This window comes from Mycobacterium sp. HUMS_12744610 (genome assembly GCF_041206865.1).
In the GTDB taxonomy this organism is placed as follows: Bacteria; Actinomycetota; Actinomycetes; order Mycobacteriales; family Mycobacteriaceae; genus Mycobacterium; species Mycobacterium servetii.
In genome coordinates, this window is the sequence record NZ_JBGEDP010000002.1 from 179,504 (window position 1) to 198,012 (window position 18,509).

Annotated in this window: 29 protein-coding genes; 11 read left to right on the forward strand and 18 right to left on the reverse strand. The window is 65.2% G+C overall.

The annotated features are described in order from the left end of the window. Positions 1 to 275 precede the first annotated feature (275 nt). Positions 276 to 791 (reverse strand): C40 family peptidase, encoded by a 516-nt coding sequence (locus tag AB8998_RS30390; RefSeq protein WP_369742012.1) that lies wholly within the window; start codon positions 789 to 791, stop codon positions 276 to 278. Positions 792 to 947: 156 nt separating this feature from the next. On the opposite strand from AB8998_RS30390, the gene AB8998_RS30395 reads away from it, so the two are divergent. Continuing rightward, a complete protein-coding gene (locus tag AB8998_RS30395; RefSeq protein ID WP_369742013.1) occupies positions 948 to 1,217 on the forward strand; it encodes a hypothetical protein in 270 nt (89 codons plus the stop codon). Continuing rightward, positions 1,214 to 1,549: a hypothetical protein gene (locus AB8998_RS30400; RefSeq protein ID WP_369742014.1), complete on the forward strand. Its 336-nt coding sequence runs from the start codon at positions 1,214 to 1,216 to the stop codon at positions 1,547 to 1,549. Before AB8998_RS30395 ends, AB8998_RS30400 begins: the two co-directional genes overlap by 4 nt. A 228-nt stretch (positions 1,550 to 1,777) precedes the next feature. Here the strand turns inward: AB8998_RS30400 and AB8998_RS30405 are convergent, their stop codons facing one another. The 3 genes from AB8998_RS30405 to AB8998_RS30415 form a co-directional block, all read right to left on the reverse strand. After that, complete coding sequence (locus AB8998_RS30405; protein ID WP_369742015.1) at positions 1,778 to 1,978, reverse strand: hypothetical protein; 201 nt, start codon at positions 1,976 to 1,978, stop codon at positions 1,778 to 1,780. A 42-nt stretch (positions 1,979 to 2,020) separates the two neighbouring features. Further along, positions 2,021 to 2,359, reverse strand: coding sequence for a hypothetical protein (locus AB8998_RS30410; protein WP_369742016.1), 339 nt, complete (start codon positions 2,357 to 2,359; stop codon positions 2,021 to 2,023). A 67-nt stretch (positions 2,360 to 2,426) separates the two neighbouring features. Beyond that, a complete protein-coding gene (locus AB8998_RS30415; protein WP_369742017.1) occupies positions 2,427 to 2,684 on the reverse strand; it encodes a helix-turn-helix domain-containing protein in 258 nt (85 codons plus the stop codon). 46 nt (positions 2,685 to 2,730) lie between these two features. Between AB8998_RS30415 and AB8998_RS30420 the strand changes: the two genes are divergently transcribed. Together AB8998_RS30420 and AB8998_RS30425 are read left to right on the forward strand one after the other, a co-directional pair. Continuing rightward, on the forward strand, positions 2,731 to 3,039 hold the full coding sequence (locus tag AB8998_RS30420; RefSeq protein WP_369742018.1) for a hypothetical protein: 309 nt from the start codon (positions 2,731 to 2,733) through the stop codon (positions 3,037 to 3,039). Positions 3,040 to 3,044: 5 nt separating this feature from the next. Continuing rightward, positions 3,045 to 3,218 (forward strand): hypothetical protein, encoded by a 174-nt coding sequence (locus AB8998_RS30425; protein WP_369742019.1) that lies wholly within the window; start codon positions 3,045 to 3,047, stop codon positions 3,216 to 3,218. A gap of 487 nt (positions 3,219 to 3,705) precedes the next feature. Here the strand turns inward: AB8998_RS30425 and AB8998_RS30430 are convergent, their stop codons facing one another. The 9 genes from AB8998_RS30430 to AB8998_RS30470 all read right to left on the reverse strand — a co-directional run bounded on the left by AB8998_RS30430 (position 3,706) and on the right by AB8998_RS30470 (position 10,545). Next, the gene (locus AB8998_RS30430; RefSeq protein ID WP_369742020.1) at positions 3,706 to 3,927 is read right to left on the reverse strand and encodes a hypothetical protein; all 222 of its coding nucleotides are present in this window, start codon (positions 3,925 to 3,927) and stop codon (positions 3,706 to 3,708) included. A 36-nt stretch (positions 3,928 to 3,963) separates the two neighbouring features. Continuing rightward, a complete protein-coding gene (locus tag AB8998_RS30435) occupies positions 3,964 to 4,275 on the reverse strand; it encodes a hypothetical protein (RefSeq protein WP_369742021.1) in 312 nt (103 codons plus the stop codon). A 115-nt stretch (positions 4,276 to 4,390) separates the two neighbouring features. Beyond that, positions 4,391 to 4,849, reverse strand: a complete 459-nt coding sequence (locus tag AB8998_RS30440; RefSeq protein WP_369742022.1) for a hypothetical protein — start codon at positions 4,847 to 4,849, stop codon at positions 4,391 to 4,393. A 32-nt stretch (positions 4,850 to 4,881) separates the two neighbouring features. Further along, a complete protein-coding gene (locus AB8998_RS30445) occupies positions 4,882 to 5,739 on the reverse strand; it encodes a sce7726 family protein (protein ID WP_369742023.1) in 858 nt (285 codons plus the stop codon). Beyond that, positions 5,736 to 6,842 (reverse strand): DUF5131 family protein, encoded by a 1,107-nt coding sequence (locus tag AB8998_RS30450; protein ID WP_369742024.1) that lies wholly within the window; start codon positions 6,840 to 6,842, stop codon positions 5,736 to 5,738. The genes AB8998_RS30445 and AB8998_RS30450 overlap by 4 nt, the downstream gene beginning before the upstream one ends. Further along, positions 6,839 to 7,126 carry a hypothetical protein gene (locus tag AB8998_RS30455; protein ID WP_369742025.1) on the reverse strand — a complete coding sequence of 96 codons (288 nt, stop codon included), beginning with the start codon at positions 7,124 to 7,126 and terminating at the stop codon, positions 6,839 to 6,841. The genes AB8998_RS30450 and AB8998_RS30455 overlap by 4 nt, the downstream gene beginning before the upstream one ends. Positions 7,127 to 7,211: 85 nt before the next feature. Beyond that, on the reverse strand, positions 7,212 to 9,011 hold the full coding sequence (locus tag AB8998_RS30460) for a hypothetical protein (protein ID WP_369742026.1): 1,800 nt from the start codon (positions 9,009 to 9,011) through the stop codon (positions 7,212 to 7,214). Further along, a complete protein-coding gene (whiA, locus tag AB8998_RS30465) occupies positions 9,008 to 10,000 on the reverse strand; it encodes a DNA-binding protein WhiA (RefSeq protein ID WP_369742027.1) in 993 nt (330 codons plus the stop codon). The genes AB8998_RS30460 and whiA overlap by 4 nt, the downstream gene beginning before the upstream one ends. Further along, entirely contained in the window at positions 9,997 to 10,545 is a 549-nt protein-coding gene (locus AB8998_RS30470; protein WP_369742028.1) for a hypothetical protein, read from the reverse strand. The genes whiA and AB8998_RS30470 overlap by 4 nt, the downstream gene beginning before the upstream one ends. Before the next feature lie 86 nt (positions 10,546 to 10,631). Between AB8998_RS30470 and AB8998_RS30475 the strand changes: the two genes are divergently transcribed. Next, positions 10,632 to 10,967 (forward strand): hypothetical protein, encoded by a 336-nt coding sequence (locus AB8998_RS30475; RefSeq protein ID WP_369742029.1) that lies wholly within the window; start codon positions 10,632 to 10,634, stop codon positions 10,965 to 10,967. Positions 10,968 to 10,969: 2 nt separating this feature from the next. After that, a complete protein-coding gene (locus AB8998_RS30480; RefSeq protein ID WP_369742030.1) occupies positions 10,970 to 11,503 on the forward strand; it encodes an Imm61 family immunity protein in 534 nt (177 codons plus the stop codon). Between the two features lie 4 nt (positions 11,504 to 11,507). On the opposite strand, the gene AB8998_RS30485 is transcribed toward AB8998_RS30480, so the two are convergent. Then, a complete protein-coding gene (locus AB8998_RS30485) occupies positions 11,508 to 12,188 on the reverse strand; it encodes a hypothetical protein (protein ID WP_369742031.1) in 681 nt (226 codons plus the stop codon). Continuing rightward, positions 12,185 to 12,961, reverse strand: a complete 777-nt coding sequence (locus AB8998_RS30490) for a hypothetical protein (RefSeq protein ID WP_369633233.1) — start codon at positions 12,959 to 12,961, stop codon at positions 12,185 to 12,187. The genes AB8998_RS30485 and AB8998_RS30490 overlap by 4 nt, the downstream gene beginning before the upstream one ends. A gap of 138 nt (positions 12,962 to 13,099) precedes the next feature. Here AB8998_RS30490 and AB8998_RS30495 point away from each other — a divergent pair, with 138 nt between their 5' ends. From AB8998_RS30495 to AB8998_RS30515, 5 genes are all read left to right on the forward strand, one after another. Further along, a complete protein-coding gene (locus AB8998_RS30495; RefSeq protein WP_369742073.1) occupies positions 13,100 to 14,179 on the forward strand; it encodes an ArdC-like ssDNA-binding domain-containing protein in 1,080 nt (359 codons plus the stop codon). A 19-nt stretch (positions 14,180 to 14,198) separates the two neighbouring features. After that, entirely contained in the window at positions 14,199 to 14,348 is a 150-nt protein-coding gene (locus AB8998_RS30500) for a hypothetical protein (RefSeq protein ID WP_369742032.1), read from the forward strand. Next, positions 14,335 to 14,937, forward strand: a complete 603-nt coding sequence (locus AB8998_RS30505; protein WP_369742033.1) for a hypothetical protein — start codon at positions 14,335 to 14,337, stop codon at positions 14,935 to 14,937. The genes AB8998_RS30500 and AB8998_RS30505 overlap by 14 nt, the downstream gene beginning before the upstream one ends. Beyond that, complete coding sequence (locus tag AB8998_RS30510; protein WP_369742034.1) at positions 14,934 to 15,863, forward strand: hypothetical protein; 930 nt, start codon at positions 14,934 to 14,936, stop codon at positions 15,861 to 15,863. Before AB8998_RS30505 ends, AB8998_RS30510 begins: the two co-directional genes overlap by 4 nt. Positions 15,864 to 15,957: 94 nt before the next feature. Next, complete coding sequence (locus AB8998_RS30515; RefSeq protein ID WP_369742035.1) at positions 15,958 to 16,818, forward strand: hypothetical protein; 861 nt, start codon at positions 15,958 to 15,960, stop codon at positions 16,816 to 16,818. 37 nt (positions 16,819 to 16,855) lie between these two features. On the opposite strand, the gene AB8998_RS30520 is transcribed toward AB8998_RS30515, so the two are convergent. The 3 genes from AB8998_RS30520 to AB8998_RS30530 all read right to left on the reverse strand — a co-directional run bounded on the left by AB8998_RS30520 (position 16,856) and on the right by AB8998_RS30530 (position 18,414). Further along, the gene (locus AB8998_RS30520; RefSeq protein ID WP_369742036.1) at positions 16,856 to 17,092 is read right to left on the reverse strand and encodes a helix-turn-helix domain-containing protein; all 237 of its coding nucleotides are present in this window, start codon (positions 17,090 to 17,092) and stop codon (positions 16,856 to 16,858) included. 444 nt (positions 17,093 to 17,536) lie between these two features. Next, the gene (locus tag AB8998_RS30525; protein WP_369742037.1) at positions 17,537 to 18,238 is read right to left on the reverse strand and encodes an Rv1815 family serine proteinase; all 702 of its coding nucleotides are present in this window, start codon (positions 18,236 to 18,238) and stop codon (positions 17,537 to 17,539) included. Next, complete coding sequence (locus tag AB8998_RS30530; protein ID WP_005113661.1) at positions 18,235 to 18,414, reverse strand: hypothetical protein; 180 nt, start codon at positions 18,412 to 18,414, stop codon at positions 18,235 to 18,237. The genes AB8998_RS30525 and AB8998_RS30530 overlap by 4 nt, the downstream gene beginning before the upstream one ends. Between the last annotated feature and the right edge of the window lie 95 nt (positions 18,415 to 18,509).

The following is an 18,509-nucleotide window of genomic DNA, read 5'->3' on the forward strand; positions in this document are numbered from 1 at the left end:
GCGAACAGGATCCGGAGCGGTGGGCTTCGTTGGCGCCGGCCAGGGAGACGGGGCCGCCGGCATTGGCCTCACCGGAGGAGCCTCCGGGATAACTTCGACCCGTCGTGGGTTTGTACCAATGTCACCCATGTCGTCGATCCTTCGGACCTGTTCAGGAGGTTTCAAGAGGACCGCCACCGGGGTTTTTGCCGCCAGCGAGCGGTTTCTATGTGGATTCTGGACCATAGTGCTTGCGGCCACCGACAGCCGCCAGACTCGTCGGGCAATTGGATCGCTCACGCTGATTCGGTGACGGAGTATGGCGGCCGGGCAATGATGAGCTCAGGTTGGTCCGGCCCGGCCGGCGGCTTGGCGGTGATTATGTCCGTTTCGACTGTCTGTTCGTGGAAGACGGTGCCCATAACGGCGGCGATCACGCGGGTGTCAAGCGGGGCCCCTGGCGTTACGAGATCCTCGGGGATCAGTGCGATCACCGTCATCATCCCGGTATAGAACGCTTGCTGATGGACTCGCTGAATGCCTCCCGGGGAGGTCCAGAACAGGATGTCGCCGGGCTGCGCGATCTCCCCCGCCGGCAGGCGCGTACAGCGGTCCAGCTGGACGTCGAGTGTTCTACCGATATCCGTGCCCGTGGCGGCATACACGACGCGGCGGGTGAATCCGGCACGGTCGAACCCCCCGTTGGTGGGTCCGTCCAGGTCGCCGCCGCCGAAGACGTACGGGAGCCCGAGATAGCTGTATGCGATCTCGACAGCGTGTTCTGGGGCCGAGTTGTCGGGGACTGAGGACATATGTCGACTATATCCGACATTCCCGAATGTCGTCTATAGTAGACATCGCGCCGCGCAGCGCGCACCAGCCAGAGCAGGAAGCACCCCACCGCCATGAGCCACTCCCCCTCACCTCGCCAGCGTCCTGCGCCTCCGCGCCGGACGCGCCCATGGAAGGTGCACTTTCACTTCGACGGCACGAAGGCGTTCAGCGACGACGAATCCCTGGCGGGCCTCTATGTTGTCGACACGTCGCGTCCGATCGTCGGAACGTCTTCCCATCGCGACGACGGGGCAGCCGATGCCGCCGCACGCCGGGTCTCACGAAACGGAGGTACCGCTCGGATCACGCTGCGCGACAGCATCACTAGCGATGAAACCGAGATCCGCACCTACGCGCCCTACGAGGTGGCGCTGCAGGATCTAGTCGAAAGCGAGTCACGATGATCGAGCATGGTCCCGAAGACGCGGCGGGCGATTTCGAGGCGAGCACGCCGGCACCTGTGGTCCGGCATCTGCCTTCGACCATCAAGCAGCTCGGCGATCCGCGGAAGGACGCCGGCTTCACGCTGTTGCCGGCGCCGCCAGGTGTGTGTTCGCAGTGTGCACGCGATCACGAGCCGGACGAACCGCACGACGCCCAGTCCCTGCACTACCAGTACACCTTCTATGCCGAGCATGACCGGTGGCCGACCTGGGATGACGCCTTGGCGCATTGCAGTGAGGACGTGCAGGCAGTGTGGCGTCGCGCTCTGGCAGAGCGCGGCATCCGCTTCTGATCATTCGGCAACTGCCGCTGCGTTCTGTTCATGCCAGCCGTGGTTGTAGGCGCGCAGGAGATGGGTCTTGCTACCGACTGGTGCATCAATGCATGCGGCGAGAAGAGTCGCGTTTGCAAAGGGGCTGTTGGGTTTTCCGGCCTTTGCGTCGTCTCGTCCGGCCTGTAGCGCGGCGGAGGTGTCCAGCGTGGTGAATCCTCTCTCGTGGGGGCCGGGATCTGGGGTGAATTATGTTGGCGGGTCTTCTTGCTTGCCGTCCGGAAAGAGTGGCTGGGCGACCTGGGTCGGCTGTTGCTGCATCTGCTGTGCCACCTGTACAGGTTCTTGGTCGAGCGCTTGAGTGATCTGGGTCGCCCGTTGCTCCATCTGCTGGGTCATCTGCGTGAACCGCTGAGGCTGACCATGCGGGTCGTTGTTGTCGTCCGGCATCGTATTTCCTTCCCTGGGTGTGCTTTTCGTAGATACGGGGAGCTACGGGCTCCACACCGCGGCCAGGAAGGTCTGACCGGTAGCGAGGAGAACCAGGACAAGCGTGGCGGCGGCTGCCTTCCAGATCGACCAGTCGAGTTCAGTCCGGTAGATCCACACGAGGGGGATCCCGACGACGATCAGGGCGATACGCAGAACTGCGATGGCGTACGTCCTCCACCTCGGTCTACCTGCCGCCGTCTGGCCTGTGTCACGTTCGTCCATCGGCTCGGCCAGCCGATTGAGTGAGCTCGTGTTGCGCGTTAGAGCATCGGCGCGGCTGTTGGCCCGGGTTTGCATGGTGTAGTCGACACCGGGGGCGCTCTGGCGGTCATCGCTCACTTGAAACCTCCGTCTATCGCCGATGTCGCGGGCATGGGACTGATGGTGCGGCGCGCGCGCTCGGGTTTCAACAGGACTTGCGGGATTGCCGGGAGGTGCGGCTTTTCTCCACACGCAGGATTTCGGCCGGTTCGATCTTGAAGTGGTTGGCGAGGGCGTAGAGGGTGCTCAGTGTGATGTTCTTGCGGCCGGATTCAATTTCGGTGAGGTAGGTGCGTGTGAGGCCGACGCTTTTGGCGGTTTGTTCTTGGGTCTCGCCGGCGGCGTGGCGGAGTGCGCGCAGCCTTTCGCCCAGCTTCTGGAGGTCGGGGGCGTCTATCGGCACGGTGTCTACTATAGACGACCATTGCCGTGTCGCTTATAGTCGACATATGTCCCGAGGTGCCGATACCGCGACCAGGATCCCCGAAGCACGCCTGATCGAACTGAGACGCGACGGCAAGAGCCGCGACCACGGCTTCGTCGACCCGCACATGCTGCGCAGGTGCACCGATGCGCTCGACCGCCGCGGCGAAACGTGGGCGGCCGCGGTCCTCGGCCGCGATATCTCCCGCCGCAGCCTTGGCGTTCCTCACCGCCCATACCTCTACGTCGGCGAGCCGCACGCGCTTGTTGCTGCCGACACCGAGGAGGATCTGCTCACCCTTGCCGACCTCGACCCGGACAGCGCCGGCGGGTGACGACGGTGAAGATCACTGACCGCAACCTGGTGCAGGCCGGCGATCGGGTGACGTGGGGCGCTCTCGGGTACGTGCACGAGGGTATCGCCCGTAGCGATCCAGACCATTGGGACGGCCAGCTCGCCGTCAACGGCGGAATCGACTGGTGGGCAAACTTTTTGTGGGCTGAGCGGGACTGATCGTGGTCCACAATTGTCTTGCCTTGCGTTCAAGCACTTTTCCGTGCCGACGATGTGAAAGGCCCCGACCTTGTGGTCGGGGCCGGAAGGTGCCTAGCTCCGCAATCGGCGAAGATCAGCGCCTACCAATGAGCATAGCGTCCCAGCAGCGTTATCGTCTGTTCCCCAAGGAGATTCCAGGTGACTGCGGTTAGACAAGTTCAGGTTCACCACGCCAGCCGTGCGATCACACGGCGCTTGGGCCGCCCTTATGCACCGGCGATCATCGCGGTAGTACGCGACGGCACACACTCAGCTCAGGGTCGGTCATTCTGCACGTCAACTCGGGTGGCAATGCCCTAGCGGCAGAGCGTGAGCTGCGGTTTCGCGGATATCAGGTGGGCCACACCGAGTACGACCCTTTCGCGGACGGCCATTACGGAGTTCAGCTGCGGGTAAGCCCGAGCGTTCCGCCCGCTGCGCAGCCGACCGCCATCGCTGGTTAGGACTAGGGCGCGGCGATCCAGACCAGCGGGTAGTAGCCGTCCTGATCCTTGATTGGCGATACGCCGACAATGAGGCCACAACTCGGCCCCAACGCCGGGTCGTCAGCGAGCACGATGTTCAAATATCCGGCCTGCCTTTCCGCGCTCGCGCGCTTGACATAGCCGAAACCGCCGCCGACCGGGTCGCCCAGCCGAGGCGGATTCAATGGAGGCGGTACCGCCACCGTCAATCTCCTTATCTCTTAGGGTCATTGGCGGACTTAGTCCGGTGGTAGGGCGACGTCGAAGCCCGCGGGCGTCCGATACACGCGTCCCGGCTCGAACGTGAATTGGGTGTAGGCCGGCACTCGACGATACGTCCACCGTCGCCCCTGGTGGACGACATCGATGTACGAGTTGCCGTCGATGTCACGACGTGTCACATTCGTTTCCTCGTAGTTCCACCATGAGAATCCCGCGAGCGGCGGGGGCGGACCGGCGGGCAGTGTCTGGGGAAAGTCACGGAACTCGCCGTAGCGGCATCTGTAGCGGCCGATCGCCGGATCCACCGTCCGGTAGTTCGGCGGGTCCACGATGACCACCTCGATCGCCGAGTCGTCACATTTCGGCGATTCACATCGGCAGGCGCACCGTGTGCACTCGATCAGCTGCTTGGACGAAAGTTTCACTACTGTCATCTATCGCGTCCTACGTGCCGGCGTGTCCGCGTCGTTGCCGACGGCGGCGGGTGAGGTCTACCGCGCCTTCCACACCATCGAGGTAGCCGTCGAACTCTGCTCGGTGTGCCTCCACGAGTGCGGCGATCGCGCGCAGTTCGTTGTTGGCTCGCATGGCCTCGGGGTCGGTCGGTGCGGCGTCGTGGCCGCTGTAGCCACGCACCCGGGTGAGTTCCCGGACAAGGACTGCGGCCGGGTTTGTGCGCCACCGGCTGGTATGCCGGGCGGTGGTCCAGCAGGTCATGCACACAGTGAAGGCGGTGCGTTGCTGGCCGTGGATCCGGATCCGTTCGTGGAGATCGTCGGGTGAGATGACGCTGGCGACGTCGACGGCCAGGCGTCCGCATTCGGTGTAGCGGGCGTACGGACGCCAGGGCACGACGTCGCGGGCGACATGATCTCGACGCTCCTGCATGAACTGCTCGGCCATCGCGTTGTCCCCTATCGTTCGTGGGCTGGTGGTTACGCCGCCCAGCCGTGTGTGGTGTTGGCCAGCTGAGCCACCGGTTTCTGCAGGAGCCGTCCTAGGCGATGCCATGCAATTGCAGAGAGCGTCAGGCCGGCAGCTGCGGCCGCCAACGATGCAGGCAGCGCAGCGGCGGCAGCGGCGGCTCGTCGTCGCGCGTCACGGTGTCGGAGTTCCGTGACGAATTCCTGGTAGGCGGCGTCGAGGGGAAGGCTCGTGAAGAGTTCGGCGGAGGGGACGTCGACGGTGTATCCAAGCTGCCGATGTAGCACGGCAAGCCGTTCGCCTTGGCGCAGCACACGGAATAGGGACACGGGGTCGAGTCGCGAGGGTCCGCCGGAGGCGGGCCGTACCGTCGTCAGGGTGGACGAGCCCTCGCCGAGGGCGCGCACGCCTACGTGATCTGGTACCGCATCGAGCACCCGGGCGGCTTTGGTTTGGGATGTCACTACGTGGACGTATTCGAAACATCGTGAGTAACTGAGCACTTGGAGGTCCAGGCGCGCGAAGCTGTCCAGGTCGGTTTTGATTTCGAACGCTGACGCGGCTTCGCCGGCCACCACGACGTCGGCGATGGAGAGGAAGACAGGTACGCCCGTCATTGCGTGTGCGGGCGGTTCGGTGGCCATGGCCTGGTTGATCACGGCTGACTTGTACACGTACTCACACCGGTAGTTGCTGGCGAGTTGTTCGTGGGCGGCTTCGAACGCGAGGCTCAGTGGCACATCACCGTCGACGAGTTCGGCGACCGGCACGATGCGCTCCCTCGCCCACACGGCCGGGTATGGCTTGGAAAGCTCGCGCACTACACGTGTTGAGAATGCCGCGGCCAGTTCGCGGGCCGTGGCGGTCATCGGATCTCGCTTTTCACCACATGCCTCATCGGTGGGCGGGGTGGATGTCGACGGGGATGTCGATTTCCTCGCCCTGGGTGTGGAGGTCGTTGATCCACGCCTCGTTGATGGGGCGGCTGTCGTCGATGGTCATAGTGACCAGGTCCAGTGGTGGGTTGGGTGCAGGTGTGGGGCGTGGTCCAGCCGCGGCATGCGGGGCATCCTGCTGGGCTCATCCAGGGCGCGAGGTCGACGGGTGTGTCTTGGTCGACGACGGCGAATCGGATCGCTGCGGGGGTGTCGAGCAGGGGCGGGATGTGTTGGTCGGCGTCGTGCTGGTTGGTGATGAGGACGCCGAGCCAGATGTGGCGGGGCGGGGTGCCGGCGCGGCGGTGTGCTTCGCGGGCGGCGGGGCTGCTTCGTCGAGTTGGTATCGGGTGGTTGTCGAATGCGTCGGCGTAGTCGCGTTTGTGTTGTTCGCGGTCGATGATGATGGTGCGCAGTTGATTTGGGCGTGTGGTGATGACTTCGAAGACGTGTTTGTCGGCGGTTTCGATTTCTTGGAAGAAGGTGTGGGCCAACCACTCCGGCGCGTCGGGGTCCAGGAGCGTGTCGATGTCGACGCGGACGCGGTGTGGTTGTCGCCATTCGGGGACATGGGGCCACCAGGCGATCGGGTCACCTTGGTAATCCAGTTGCCACAGTGTGGTTTTCGTCGGCCAGGGCGTGCCTGGCCTGTGGGGCAGGTGCTGGATGGTCGGCGTCAGGCTCACTGTGTGGACTCCATGGTGTCGGCGGCGTGGGCGGCGGCCAGCAGAGCGGTGGCGTCGTCGCGGGCGTCGTCGGAGTGATCCCAGGTTTGAGGTGTCGGAGTCGACGTGGCCGGAGGTGGCGTAGTACACGGTGTTGGCTCCGGAGTACGCGACGTGGGCGCTTTCTCCGTTGTCGTGCAGTGGTGGAGGGAGTTTGACGACCGCATAGCCGTGCTCGGCGAGGGCGGTGAACGCGTCGGCGGCGATTTGATGGTTGCGGGCGCCGTCTTGTCCGGTGTCGGCCTCGGGCATGTAGGCGGCCAGGACGTCGGCGAGAATGGCTTGTGCGGTGCGGGTTTCGGTGTCGGTCATCGGGTGGGGCCTTTCTCTACTGCGGCATTGAATGCCGCCTCGGTTTGATCGGCTCTGTTGAGCTGCCAACGTGCGGCGCCGCCGGGCGGTCGTTCGGTTTGGGTGATCACACCGATGCGCGCTAGGGCTCGAAGTTGGGGTCCGACGTAGGCGTGGTGTTCAAAGTTGTTGTATCCGGCGCGGTTACAGATCTCGGTAGTGGACAGGCTTGTGTCGGGGCAGGCGCGTAGGACGGTCAGGATGCGTTTTCGCAGGTTCGCTGTGCGGGTGCTCACCAGGGCCACACCGTCACCTCCCAGTGGTGGGACTGGGTGGGGTTTGCGTGCGGGTTGACCACGGTTTCGATCGTGGTTCGGGCTGTGAGGGGTTTCAAGAGGACCGTCCTTGGCGTTGGCGCGGGCCCGTCACCCTGTGTCGGGGCGGCAGGTGCTCGACGATGTCGGCGAGATCCTCGTCACCGCGGGCGCGTAGCACGGTGGTCACCTCGGCGGGTTTGCACTCCAGGCTTGCCGCGAGCGTGTTGACGGTGAGTCTGATGGGGCCGACCAGCTTCTGCAGCCGTTGGTGCTCGGGCAGGGTTGATCTGATCAGTTCGACGTCCACCGAGTTGTCGTCGAGTGAGAAGATCAGGACCAGCGTGTCGCCGAGTCTGGCGCCGGTCGCCTGCACGTGAGGCCGTAGCGAGCTGGTGCGCACGCCGGTGGTGGAGGTTAGTGGCCAATTCAGGGTGATGGCGCCGTGCGGGCCGGTCATGACGCGTATATGTCCGGGCAGAATGCCGAGGGCGGCGGCCACTGCTGTCTTGAAGTGCTGGCTCGAACCTCGCATGACGTCACTGGTGACGGGTACTGCCAGGCGTAGATGGGTGTCGGCGCTGAGGAAGGCGCCGCGGACGGTGTTGACGGGGGCGAGGACGGGCCATGGGTCTGTGCGTCGGCGCCGGCGCACGGTGCCGGCTTCGGTGATGAAGGCCAGGGTGCTCACATAGGTTCGGATCGAGGTTTCGGCGATGTCGGGGAATGTGGCGCGGATATCGGTGATGAGTTCAGTGAGGTTGATGCGGCCGCCGGCGGCGTCGATGCGGATCCGGATCTCGTCGACGATTCCCTTGTATTCATGGTGGCCCCAGGTGTGCAGTCCCCATGAGCGCCTGCTGGTGCGGACGAATCGGGGATGTCGGATCAGCGCGCCGTGAACGGCTCGGCGGGGGGTTTCGTCGTGCCCGACGGTCGCGAGGATCTCATCAACGGTGGCCGGCGCGTTAAGTACATGCAGAGCGGCTTCGATCTTGTCGGCGATCGCCTCTCCCCAGCGGACAAACTGGTCGCCGAAGCGGCGGGCATCTAGTTGGTTGTGCAGATAGGACTGGGCGCTCTGAGGTGCCATCCCGATCGCGCGAAGTGCGTCGAGGAGAGCTGCGAAGTGCGGGGCAGGTTGGACAGCGAATGCTGTGTCGATGGCGGCGGCGGCGCGGTCGCTGCCACCTGGGTTCTCGAACCAGTCGCCAAGACGGGTGTAGGGGCCGGCCAGGTACAGCAAGACTCGTGCGGTTTCGCTCGATGGATCTACGTGGAGTGTGGTCAGGGCTGCTGTGACAACTGGGGCGGGGGCGTAAGGGCCGATCTGGTGTCCCAGGTGGTGGGCGTAGTCGGTGACTGCTTGGTGCGCTGGTGTGGCGAGCAGTTCGGTGAACTTGGCGGTGGAGCGGCGTTGGTAGCGCCCGACCCAGCCGTGGTAGACGCCGAGTCTCTCGTCGAGCACTGCCGGTGGTTCGGGTTCGGCGGCCCACAGTCGCGCCGCCAGAATGATGCGGTCGCGTGCGGGGAGGGCGTCGAGGAGCTGGCCCACTGCAGCGTCGGCGGATGGCCGTTCATTGCTGCTGATGGCCGCTTGGTGCGCGGCGGCTGCTTTCGTGGCGGCTGTGAGGATGTCGCGCGCGTTGGCATCGCCGACGCCGGGGAGGCTCAGCAGTGTGTGCAGGCTGTGTGGTGCGAAGTCCGCCCAGCGCGTGAACGTGCCCGCGAACGCGGTGTGGACTCGGCGTGGTAGCTGTGCGTAGGGGACGGGCAGTTCGGTGATGTCGGTGAAGCCGTCGACCAGTTCGGCCAGGGGTGTCTGTGCATGGTGTGCCAGGAGCTGTGGCCAGGTGTCCGGGTTCGGATCGGTCATGACGAGCGTTTGAGCTGGTCCCAGGCTAGAGCGGCTTCGGTGTCGGGTATTCCCGCCCGGTGGGCGGTGCGGTCGGCGAGCCGGATGAGTCGGCGGATCCGTCCGGCCACGGTGTCTTTGCTGATCGGCGGTTCGGCCAGCTGCGCCAGTTTATCGAGGGAGACGTCGGGGTGTGCGATACGCAGTTGACCGGCGTCGGCGAGCACTGGGGGTGCGGCGGGTCCGAGGATTTCCAGGGCACGCTGCGCCCGGGCGACAGCCTCGGCTGCGGCTCGGCTTGAGCGGCGCCGGTTGGCGCCGTTGAAGTTGGCGAGTTGTTCCCCAGGGGTGCTGGCTGCGCGTGCGCGGCGGCGTGTGACGTGTGCGTCCCAGATCGGTCGGGTGTGGTGTGCGCCCATCCGGGACAGCAGTTCGCTGATGTCGTCGTCACGGATGGTCACGCGGTCTCGTTCCTGAATGACGCGCATCTTGGCGTGAACGCCGAGTTTGCGTGCGGCGCCGACGAGCGCGAGGGCGGCTTCGGGGCCGGGGCAGTGCACTTCGAGGGCGGTGGTGCGGCCGTTGTCGACGAGGGCGCCTCGGGCCTGGAAGGCGCCGCGCCACACGGATTCGGCGTCGGCGATCGTTCCGCTGACGATGTGCGGGGGCATGCCGCGCACGGGCGCGCCGCGGCGGTCCAACAACCCCGTCCGACGGGCCAGCGGTTCGGCGTCTTTGCCGACGTAGATGAGATAGCCGGTGACGGGCCGGGTGGCGCCGGCCGCAACGACGCGCAGGCTGGCGTGGCAGTCGTAGAGCTCTTCGATGTTGGCCTGCAGGCGACGGGCGGTGCTGGCGAGGTCGAGCTCGGCGGCGAAGACGAGGTGGTTGTCGACTATGCGGAGGCTGTCGGTGTAGCGCAGCAGTGCGGTGACTTCTGCCTTGCGGGCGTTGGTGTTGTCGACGTGGACACGGGTCAGTTCGTCTTTGGCGTCGGTAGTGATGCTCACGGTGCGGTCCGTCGTTTCTTGGGGAGTTGGTGCCACACGCTGATCGCGGTGGCGACAGTTCGTGTCGCGAAAAGTGTTGGCGTTGGCGAGTAGAGACGTTTCGCCGATTTTGTGCGGTCGGCTCGCGTGCGGTCGGCAGGTCCGACGAGCAGATGTGGTGTCGGCCTAGCGGCGATGACGATCCCGACGCCCAGCAGCGCGGGCAGCAGCAGAGCCAGGCCGGCGGCTGGATGTCCAGCGGCGACGACGACGAGTCCGGCCATCAGCGCGGCGGCGGCGAAGGCGCCGGCGGTGATGGGCCAGCTGGCTGCGCGGATACCGCTGCCGTATGCCCGCAGCCGCCATTCGGCGGCGATCGCGTCCGGGTCGATGATGCTCGGGGAGGCTAGCTGCCCGGCGGTAGCGGTGCACCATTCGGCGAAATCGTTAACTGTGTCGCGGGTACGCGGGTGGCGCTCAGCCCAGATGTGGGCCAGGTGGGCGTCCTGACTAATCCAGTGATGCAGTTGCGTCCTGGTCGGAGTGAGGCTGGCTCGGGTTGCCATGTCCCGACGGTATGGGCCGATAGTGGTGGTTTTCCAGAGGACCGCGGCAAGGGTTGGAGCTGTTGAATCCGCCTATCCTGTGGTGTATGACGAGCGACCGGAAGTCGATGGAGGTCGTCGAGGCGGATTCGCTGGAGCCTGCGGCCACCTCTGCTCATCCTGCGGCGGCGTATTTCGCCGAACAGCTCAAGACCCTGATGGGCCGGTACCGCGTCCGCACGTCGGCGGGAAAGCCCCGCAAGCTGACACCTCTGCGGCTGCAGCGGATGCTTACTGCCCAATATCCGGGTTGGCGCCTGTCGCAGTCCCAGATGTATCGGCTCTACCGGGCCGAGAGCCTGCCCTACCTCGACGATATCTGCGTGATCGCGGACTTCTTCGGGGTGTCGCCACGGTTCTTCGTCTCCGACCAATCGCTGTAGCAGTGGGCGAAGTGCCGGTGTTGTCCGCTGAATGTGCGGGTTGGGCACGCACGGCCGGGTATGAGGTCCGCGTCGACAGTGAGGCGACGGTGCTGTCGCCTCTGGGTGGCGGGCGTAGCTGGTATCGGCTACAACGCCGCGGCGATGCCGGCCGGGTGGAGCTCTCGGAAACCGATAGCGAAGGCATGACCGAGATCCTGCTGTTCGCCGTCGACATGGATGTGACTGAGCGGTTCTTGATCGGTGCGCTTGGCGACGACATTCGCGATCATATTGACTTGCCGTTTCTCGAATTGCCGTGGCGGCGTGCTGGCGATCTCGCTATCGGGTTTGCGGTCAGCGGCGTTGCGCGGGGGTATCGGACGTTGTCTCGGGCTGGGGTGGGGCCGATCGCGGCAGCTGCCGGGGACGAGCCTGGTTTGTCGCGACTGGTCCCGTTGTCGAGGTTCATGCTGCTCACGCTCGCGGAGTTGAGACGGTCGTTTCTTGCGGTGGACGGTGCTCCGCTGTTGGCGGCTGGCCGGTACCGGCGGTGAGGTGTTACCGCCAGTAACTGGGCAGCTGCTCGACGCTTTCGCGGTATGTGGGTTCCAAGGTCATGAGGTCAAGTTGGTAGGAGCGTCGCTGCTTGTCAGGCCATTGGTGGACTCGTTCGAGCAGCCAGTCGTACCAGTCGACGTCGAGGCCGGCGGCGGCCATTCCGGCCCGGTAGGAGGCGGTGGCCAGGTCACGGTCGATAGCGGTTCCGACGATGGAGGTCGCGAGATTGATGCCGGTTTGGGTCCGAAGTCGCTGTTCTGTGTCGTCGGTGTCGGTCAAGCACTGTTTGATCGCTTCGAACCACGCGTCGAGGGAGGCTCGCCAGCCCACTCCGCGGTCTGGTTCCCAGTCCGCGGACGGCAGGTTGGCCAGTTCGGTAGCGGCGTCGACGCGGGCCTGGTGTTGCGCTGGCGGGAGTCCGTCGGGTTCGGCCAGGGTGCGGCTGAGGTTGTCTCGCCAGGTGGCTGTGAGGGTGCCGTCGCGGGCGGAGAGTAGGTGCGCGCGCAGCAGGGTCAGGCGTGCGATGTGGTGCTGGAATTCGGTGATGGCCGTGGTGGTGTGTGCCAGGCGGCCGGCGATGTCCACGTTCCACGTGGGTTGGGGTTCGTCGCCGGTGTCGTCGTCGGCGTCGTCGTCGGCGTCGTCGTCGGCGTCGGGGCTGGAGCGTGGTGTAGTGGTCATCGCAGGGTGAACGCGTCAGCGGCGGCGACACTGTAGGGCGGGAGGATGGCGTGGGCGCGGCGCAGCGCGGTGACGATGCGGGCAAAGGTCACGTCGTGGTCGTCGCGGCGTCGGGCATCGCGGGTGTTGAAGTGGATGTCCTCGGGGGTGAGGCCGAGCAGGGTCGGCGCCATGGCGCCGCGTTCGCCTGCGGCGCTGATGAACTCGATGCGGTAGTGGCCTTGGTGATCCCAGCTGGTGGGGCGGCCGTCAACGACGGTTGGTGTGCCCTTCCACCGCTGCGGTGAGTAGATGATGAGTTTCTCGCCGGTGCGCTGATGGACGAATTCGGCGCCGTCTGTGTCGAGGGTGGCCACGGGCAAAGGGTATTCGATGTCGTCGATGTTGTTGGCGATGATGACGTCGCGGCTGCTGGTGATCGTCTCCGATTCGATCCACGTGCTGGCGGCGCAGCGGGCGGCGTGCCACAGCAGTTCGGGTTGCGATCGGGCCGCTGGGGTGGTGGCGTCCTGGATGTACGACGGTAGCTGGCGGACGGCTTTGGCGTACGCGCGCAGTTCTGCTCTGGGGTGGCCGAGCTCCCGGGCGATGTAGTGGTCGCTGAAGCCGAGTTGGCGCATCGTCAGGAACGCCAGGCCAATCACGTCGTGTTCGCTCTGTTCGGCTTCCTGCCGGTTGTGGCGGGCCTGGGCGACCGCTGTGGTGACCGCGTGGACGGCAGTCAGGAGATGACGTGGGACGTCTTCGCTGGCAGCCCTTGATGCAGTGGTCACATTTTGACGGTATGCGCGGTGATCGGGGTTTTCCACAGGACACCGGAGCGGCCGCCGGCGGGGCGGAGTCCTCTTGAAGACGGCTCTTGAGCTGGCTGATGCTGGGGATCAGATCCCCTTGTCAGCCAGGTGAAGGAGATGTGGCCAATGTGCCGATCAGAACGCGACCCCGACGGTCCGCGCCGGTGCCCAGGCGATGCGCGTGCGGCTTATCACCGCACCGCGGTGGCGGTGCTGGATTTGGAGCATGCTGAAGCCGAACTGGTACAGGAATTGGCCGCGCTCGACAACGGCGCCGGCGGCTCAAGTGGTGGCGTTGCGCGGCCAGTGGTGAGCTTCCCCGACAAGGAGACGCGCACCGAGGACATTCGGCGTGAGATCGACACGGCGATCAACGAGCTCAACACTGGCGAGAACTGGCGGCAGTGGTTGGAGTTCTCGGGCAAGTTTCACAAGTACTCGCTGAACAACCAGCTGTTGATCTATATGCAGAAGCCGGAAGCAACTCAGGTCGCCGGTTTCAACAAATGGAAAGAGCTAGGTCGCTCAGTCAATAAGGGCGAGAAGGCGGTCTGGATTTTCGCTCCGATGGTCCGCAAGGTCCGCGTCGAGGATGCCAATGGCAACCCGGTGTTGGACTCCAGGGGCAAACCTAGGTACGAGCAGAAAGTCACCGGGTTCAAGACGGTGCCCGTGTTCGACGTGTCCTCTACCGACGGCGAGCCGCTCCCCCAGCGTCCCGTCGTGGAGGTCGACCGGATGTCGGGTTCGGCACCCGAGGGAATGCACGAGGATCTCACGGCACAGATCGAGGGACACGGATACCGCGTGGTGTATGAAGATCTCGGCGACGGACCTGGGATTCCCGACGGCCGCACCGTCCCGGACTTGAAGACCGTCACCATCAACACCCACTACAGCCACGCCCACCAAGGGCTGGTGCTTGCCCATGAACTCGCCCACATTGAGTGCGGCCATACCGAGCGGACCGACAAGTACCACACCGGCGCCGGCGGCGAGCGCTCAACGATGGAGGTGGAAGCGCAAAGCGTCTCCTACGTCGTCGGTCGCAGATGGGGTTTGACCGACAACGCGTCGTTCTCCTACATCGACGGATGGGCCCACGGCGACAAGGAGAAGGTACGCAAGACCGCTGAATCCGTGATCAAGGCCACGGACCGAATCATGGCCCGCTCCAAGCTCTTACAGACCACATAACACCGGAAGGAAGTACATCATGCCTGAACGCATTCAAGTCGAGGTAACCGATCCGACCGACGGCGTGACCCACGTCTTCGAAGGATGCGACGACGCCGCTGTCGACCGACAAATCGACGCGTTCTTCGCCGTCGACGAAGCAGAGCGACGTGAACGTGACGACCACTGACCCGATCGCCGATAAGCGCCGGGCTCTGGCGTCGGTGCGCAAGCGTCTTGCGACAGCCCGGAATCGGCTACGCCAAGCACATATCGAGTACACGTCCACCCCGGACGGGGCCTGCGAAACCTATCGCCGGTTCGAGCTGGCCGACGGCGAGGACCGCGCTGCACTGCGACAGATCTACTTGGCCGGTCTGTCCATGGCCGACCATGAATACCAGCGCCGCGCCGAGCTGGGACACGCCAACGAATCCGACGGGCCCCTGGAGGCCTTGCCACTGGGAAGCACGCAGGATCCGCTGGTGGGGCTGCTCGTCGAGCACCGGGTCATGGGCTGGGTGCGCAGCGGGCCCGCCGCGCTGGCATCAGGGAAGGTCACCGTTGGTTTGATCCGGGTGCTCGCCGACGGAACTTCACGCCGGCGGATCCGACTGCGCTGCGCTGTTCACAGCGAGCTCGGCGTGTTCACCGAGACCCTCGCCACGGTGGTCCGGCAGGCCTTGGCCGATCCTCACACACGGGAACGGCTCGACGAATTCCTCGGTGCGACAGCAAGTCCCGCGATAACCGCCACCGCGGCCCAGGTATCGAAGTGAGCGTGACAATCTGCACCGTGACGGCGGCCGATGTGGAAACAGCGCAGGAACGTGCCGTTCGCCGCGTCGATGAGTTGGCGCGCGCGGTCAGCGGTGTTCTGGAGGTTCTGGCGGCGATCTATCGTGACGAGGACTGGCGTTACCTCCGCGATCGGTGCGGGGAGCCGTACCGGGATTTCGTCGGGTTCGTCCGCGATAAGCTCGGTGGCTCCGAATCGAATGCAAGGCGCTACCGCCAGGGGGTAGAGACGCTGGTGGCGCCGCTGCTGGAAATCACCGGTGCCGAGGTTCGTATCCCGGTAACACCGAATGATGTTGCCGTTCTTGGCTTGTCCGGTGCCTCACGAGTGATTGAAGCGGCCCCGGGACGGTTGGAAGGCGTCGGTAGCGCTGAGGAGCGCACCGCGGCGCTGCGCGAGCTGATTGACACGGTGATCAGTGAACGGCGCCGTCGTGACATTGCAGCCGACGTCGTCGTCGACGTCTTACCCTCCGATGCCGTGCCTGAGTCCTTATCGGCGGCGCCGGCCGACGAGCCAGCTGCCGGCGCTACGGCGGCTGGCCCTGCAACCGTCGCTGGGCAGCGCGCCCACGTCTCCCCCGCCGACGAGGCCGCCGGAAGCTTTGAGGGCCGCGGCGTCGGCGAGCATCCGCACGATCGCCACGAGCCGACAGACTCCACGCCTACCGTTGATGTGAGGGCCGCAGGATTGCCCACGGCGGCCGCTGCGGCGTCTGCCTGGGCCCGAGCTGATACGGCGGACGTTGACGCGCTGCGTGCCGCGTTGGACGTGGTTTTACGGCTAGACCCAGCGCTGGCTGCCGACACATTGGGAGGGTCTGGGGACGTGTCCAGCGCGGCGCGCGACTGCGCGACGGCTGCTCAGCGTTTGGCGCGGCTGAGTAATCTGCTCAGAGTGCTGTAGCCGGGGTGCAACGGCTGGTGGAAGGCAAATAATGGCGGGTTCGATGCCTGATGCGCGGCTTGTCCGCGCCGCCGCCTTAGAGGAGGGTAGCCGCGTGACGACGCCTGAACCGTCGGTACCTGCGGCACCTGACGCCGCGGGTATGCCGGCGCGACGCGTCGTCGACGAGAATCCACCCACCGACCCAATTCCTGTCGTCACCGAGGAGGTGACGGCCCACGTCGAGGCGGCGTCGCCGGGGCTCTCCCCTACACCTCCTCAACATGAAGTGCCGGAGGTGCCGGCTCCCCGCCATGAGCCGATCGACCCGCCAACCGACGTGTCCCCACCGGCGTCGGAGTCGTGGTCGGACTCCATCAACGCCAGCTTGGTTGTTGCATCCCCGCGACGCCGCCCCAGGGCGCCGGTCGCCGCCATCGCGGCAGGAGCGGCGGCGCTGCTGGTGGTCGTCGCCGCCGTGGCGTGGTGGATGCTGGCTCCAGGCGACGCCGAGACAAGCACAACGCACGAGTCCACACCGCCCAGCGCCAACCCCGGGCCGGACGAGCAGCTGTTGAAGCGGCTCAACGCGATCTTCCCGACCGGATCCTGTCGCAGTACCCCGTCGCCGGACACGGTGGCCGCGACCGCGACCTGTACGACCACCGACCCGAATTGGCCGCCGTCAGCAACCTACACACTCGTCCCTGACCGGGCCGTGATGGCTCGGGAGTTCGACGCCATCACCCGCAGCCTCGATGTGCAGATCTGCCCTGGCCGGATCCAGTCCCCTGGTCCCTGGCGTCGCCTGGCAACACCTGACCGGGTGGCTGGGACCGTGGTGTGCGGAATGCAGGCGGGCGTGCCAACGGTCGCATGGACCACCGACAGCGACCTGCTAGTCAGTACCATTCACGGCGGAAATCCAGTCCCAACACTCGATCAGCTCTACGGCTGGTGGACACGGCATTCCTGACCTGAAGTCCCCTCCCCCAGGTGTCTTCCGTGGTTGGTCAGTGTGTGACGCGGACCTCGACCTTCAGGCCGGCCAGTGTGGCCATATTCAACAATGCGTCGACGGTGAAACGCTCAGTCTGGCCGTTGACCAGATGCGAGATTCGCGGCTGTTTGACCCCGAGTCGCACCGCAGCTTCGGCCTGGGTCCAGCCGTTGTTGGTGATTTGCTGGTTGATCGCCTCGGCAAGCTGCGCCCGCACATCGTCGCAGAGGGCGTGTATCTGTCCAGGCATCCGTTAGCGGCGTCCTTCACTCGTCGGTGATTGCCGCTAAGCATATCCACGCCGTTGTGGCGATTCACGTGAAGATCGCGCCGACGCTATCCCGGTCGACTCGCTGACCTGGTCATGGATGGAGGATCGCTCCCGTCTTCGTGTCGCGAACCGCGCACCATGTTCCGTCGTCGGAAGGCGCGGCGCGCGTGGGTAATCCGTTCCTGGTGATGTCACCGAACGCAGAGTCTAGATTGCTGTAGACCACCCCGGCTGAGACGTTCAGATCTGCGCCGGTAGTCGGGATGCCGCCCATGAGGAGCTCCGGATCGCTCGCCCCGCCCCGTGACACCACGACACCACCACGGCGTATCGCGGCTCGGGGACCGGTCGGCGGCGCCTGCCTGTCATCCATTTCCACACGGCGATACCTTTTCCTTCCTTCAGGTTCCATCGGACCGCGGCCTATCCGTTGATAAGTGTGGCAGCGTCGTAGGCTGCCTGGCGCAGGGTGTCGGGCCAGCTGACGGCTGCGGTGCGAGAACCGTTGCGGCCCCGCAGGATTCCGACGATGACCGGTGTGGATCCGGTGGCGTCGGTGTAGGTGTAAACCGGTCCCCCAGAATCACCATGGTCGCTGGTGAGGGTGCCGGGTTTCATCGTGAACCAGCCGTCGTGGACATCGTCGATTTCGCCGCATGATGCTCCGGTCGTGGCGCCGCGGTGGCAGACCACCATTCCAGCCGTTGGTGTGACGCCGGGCTGGGTGATGATCGGTCGGGTCAGGGCGGGGCCGAGCTGGCTGGTCAGGTCCGCATCATCGTTGAGGCTGATGGTTTCGTAATCGATGACGGTGTCGTCCGGGCCGGTGGAGGTCTGCCCGGCACGGTTGTTGTGGGATGCCATCACGGTGCCGATTGGGGTGCCGGCTTCATCTGTCACGGTACTGCCGTCGTTGCAGTGTCCTGCCGAGTAGCCGATTCGACGGATGGTGTCGATGAACGCGAGGGTGCACTTGGCGCTGCCCTGGATGATGGTCATCCCGGGATACACCAGAGGGCTTCCTGCGCTGGCGGCCGCGATGGGTGCAGAAACGAGTGTCAAGATCGCAGCGACCATCAGGGTGATGGCCGCTGCGATGCTTCCTGCGACTGGTCGACGGATCATGGTGCAGCCTCCCGCGCCTTTTCCTCTTCGGCGATGAACTCCTCGATCTTCTGGGTGAGGACACCGACGGCGGTGGCTTTCCTCTTTTGTCGCACCGATCGATACACCAAGGCGAGCTCGAACTGGCGCTTGAGGTCTGGATCCACCCTGAAGCTGATCTGGTCGTAGTCGGCCATACGCGCATCTCGTTTCGCGGGCCGGGATGGTTGCCCTCCCGGAATGCTTACTTTCCTGCATGTGTACTCCCTACTTGGATTGATTGCTAGAGGAC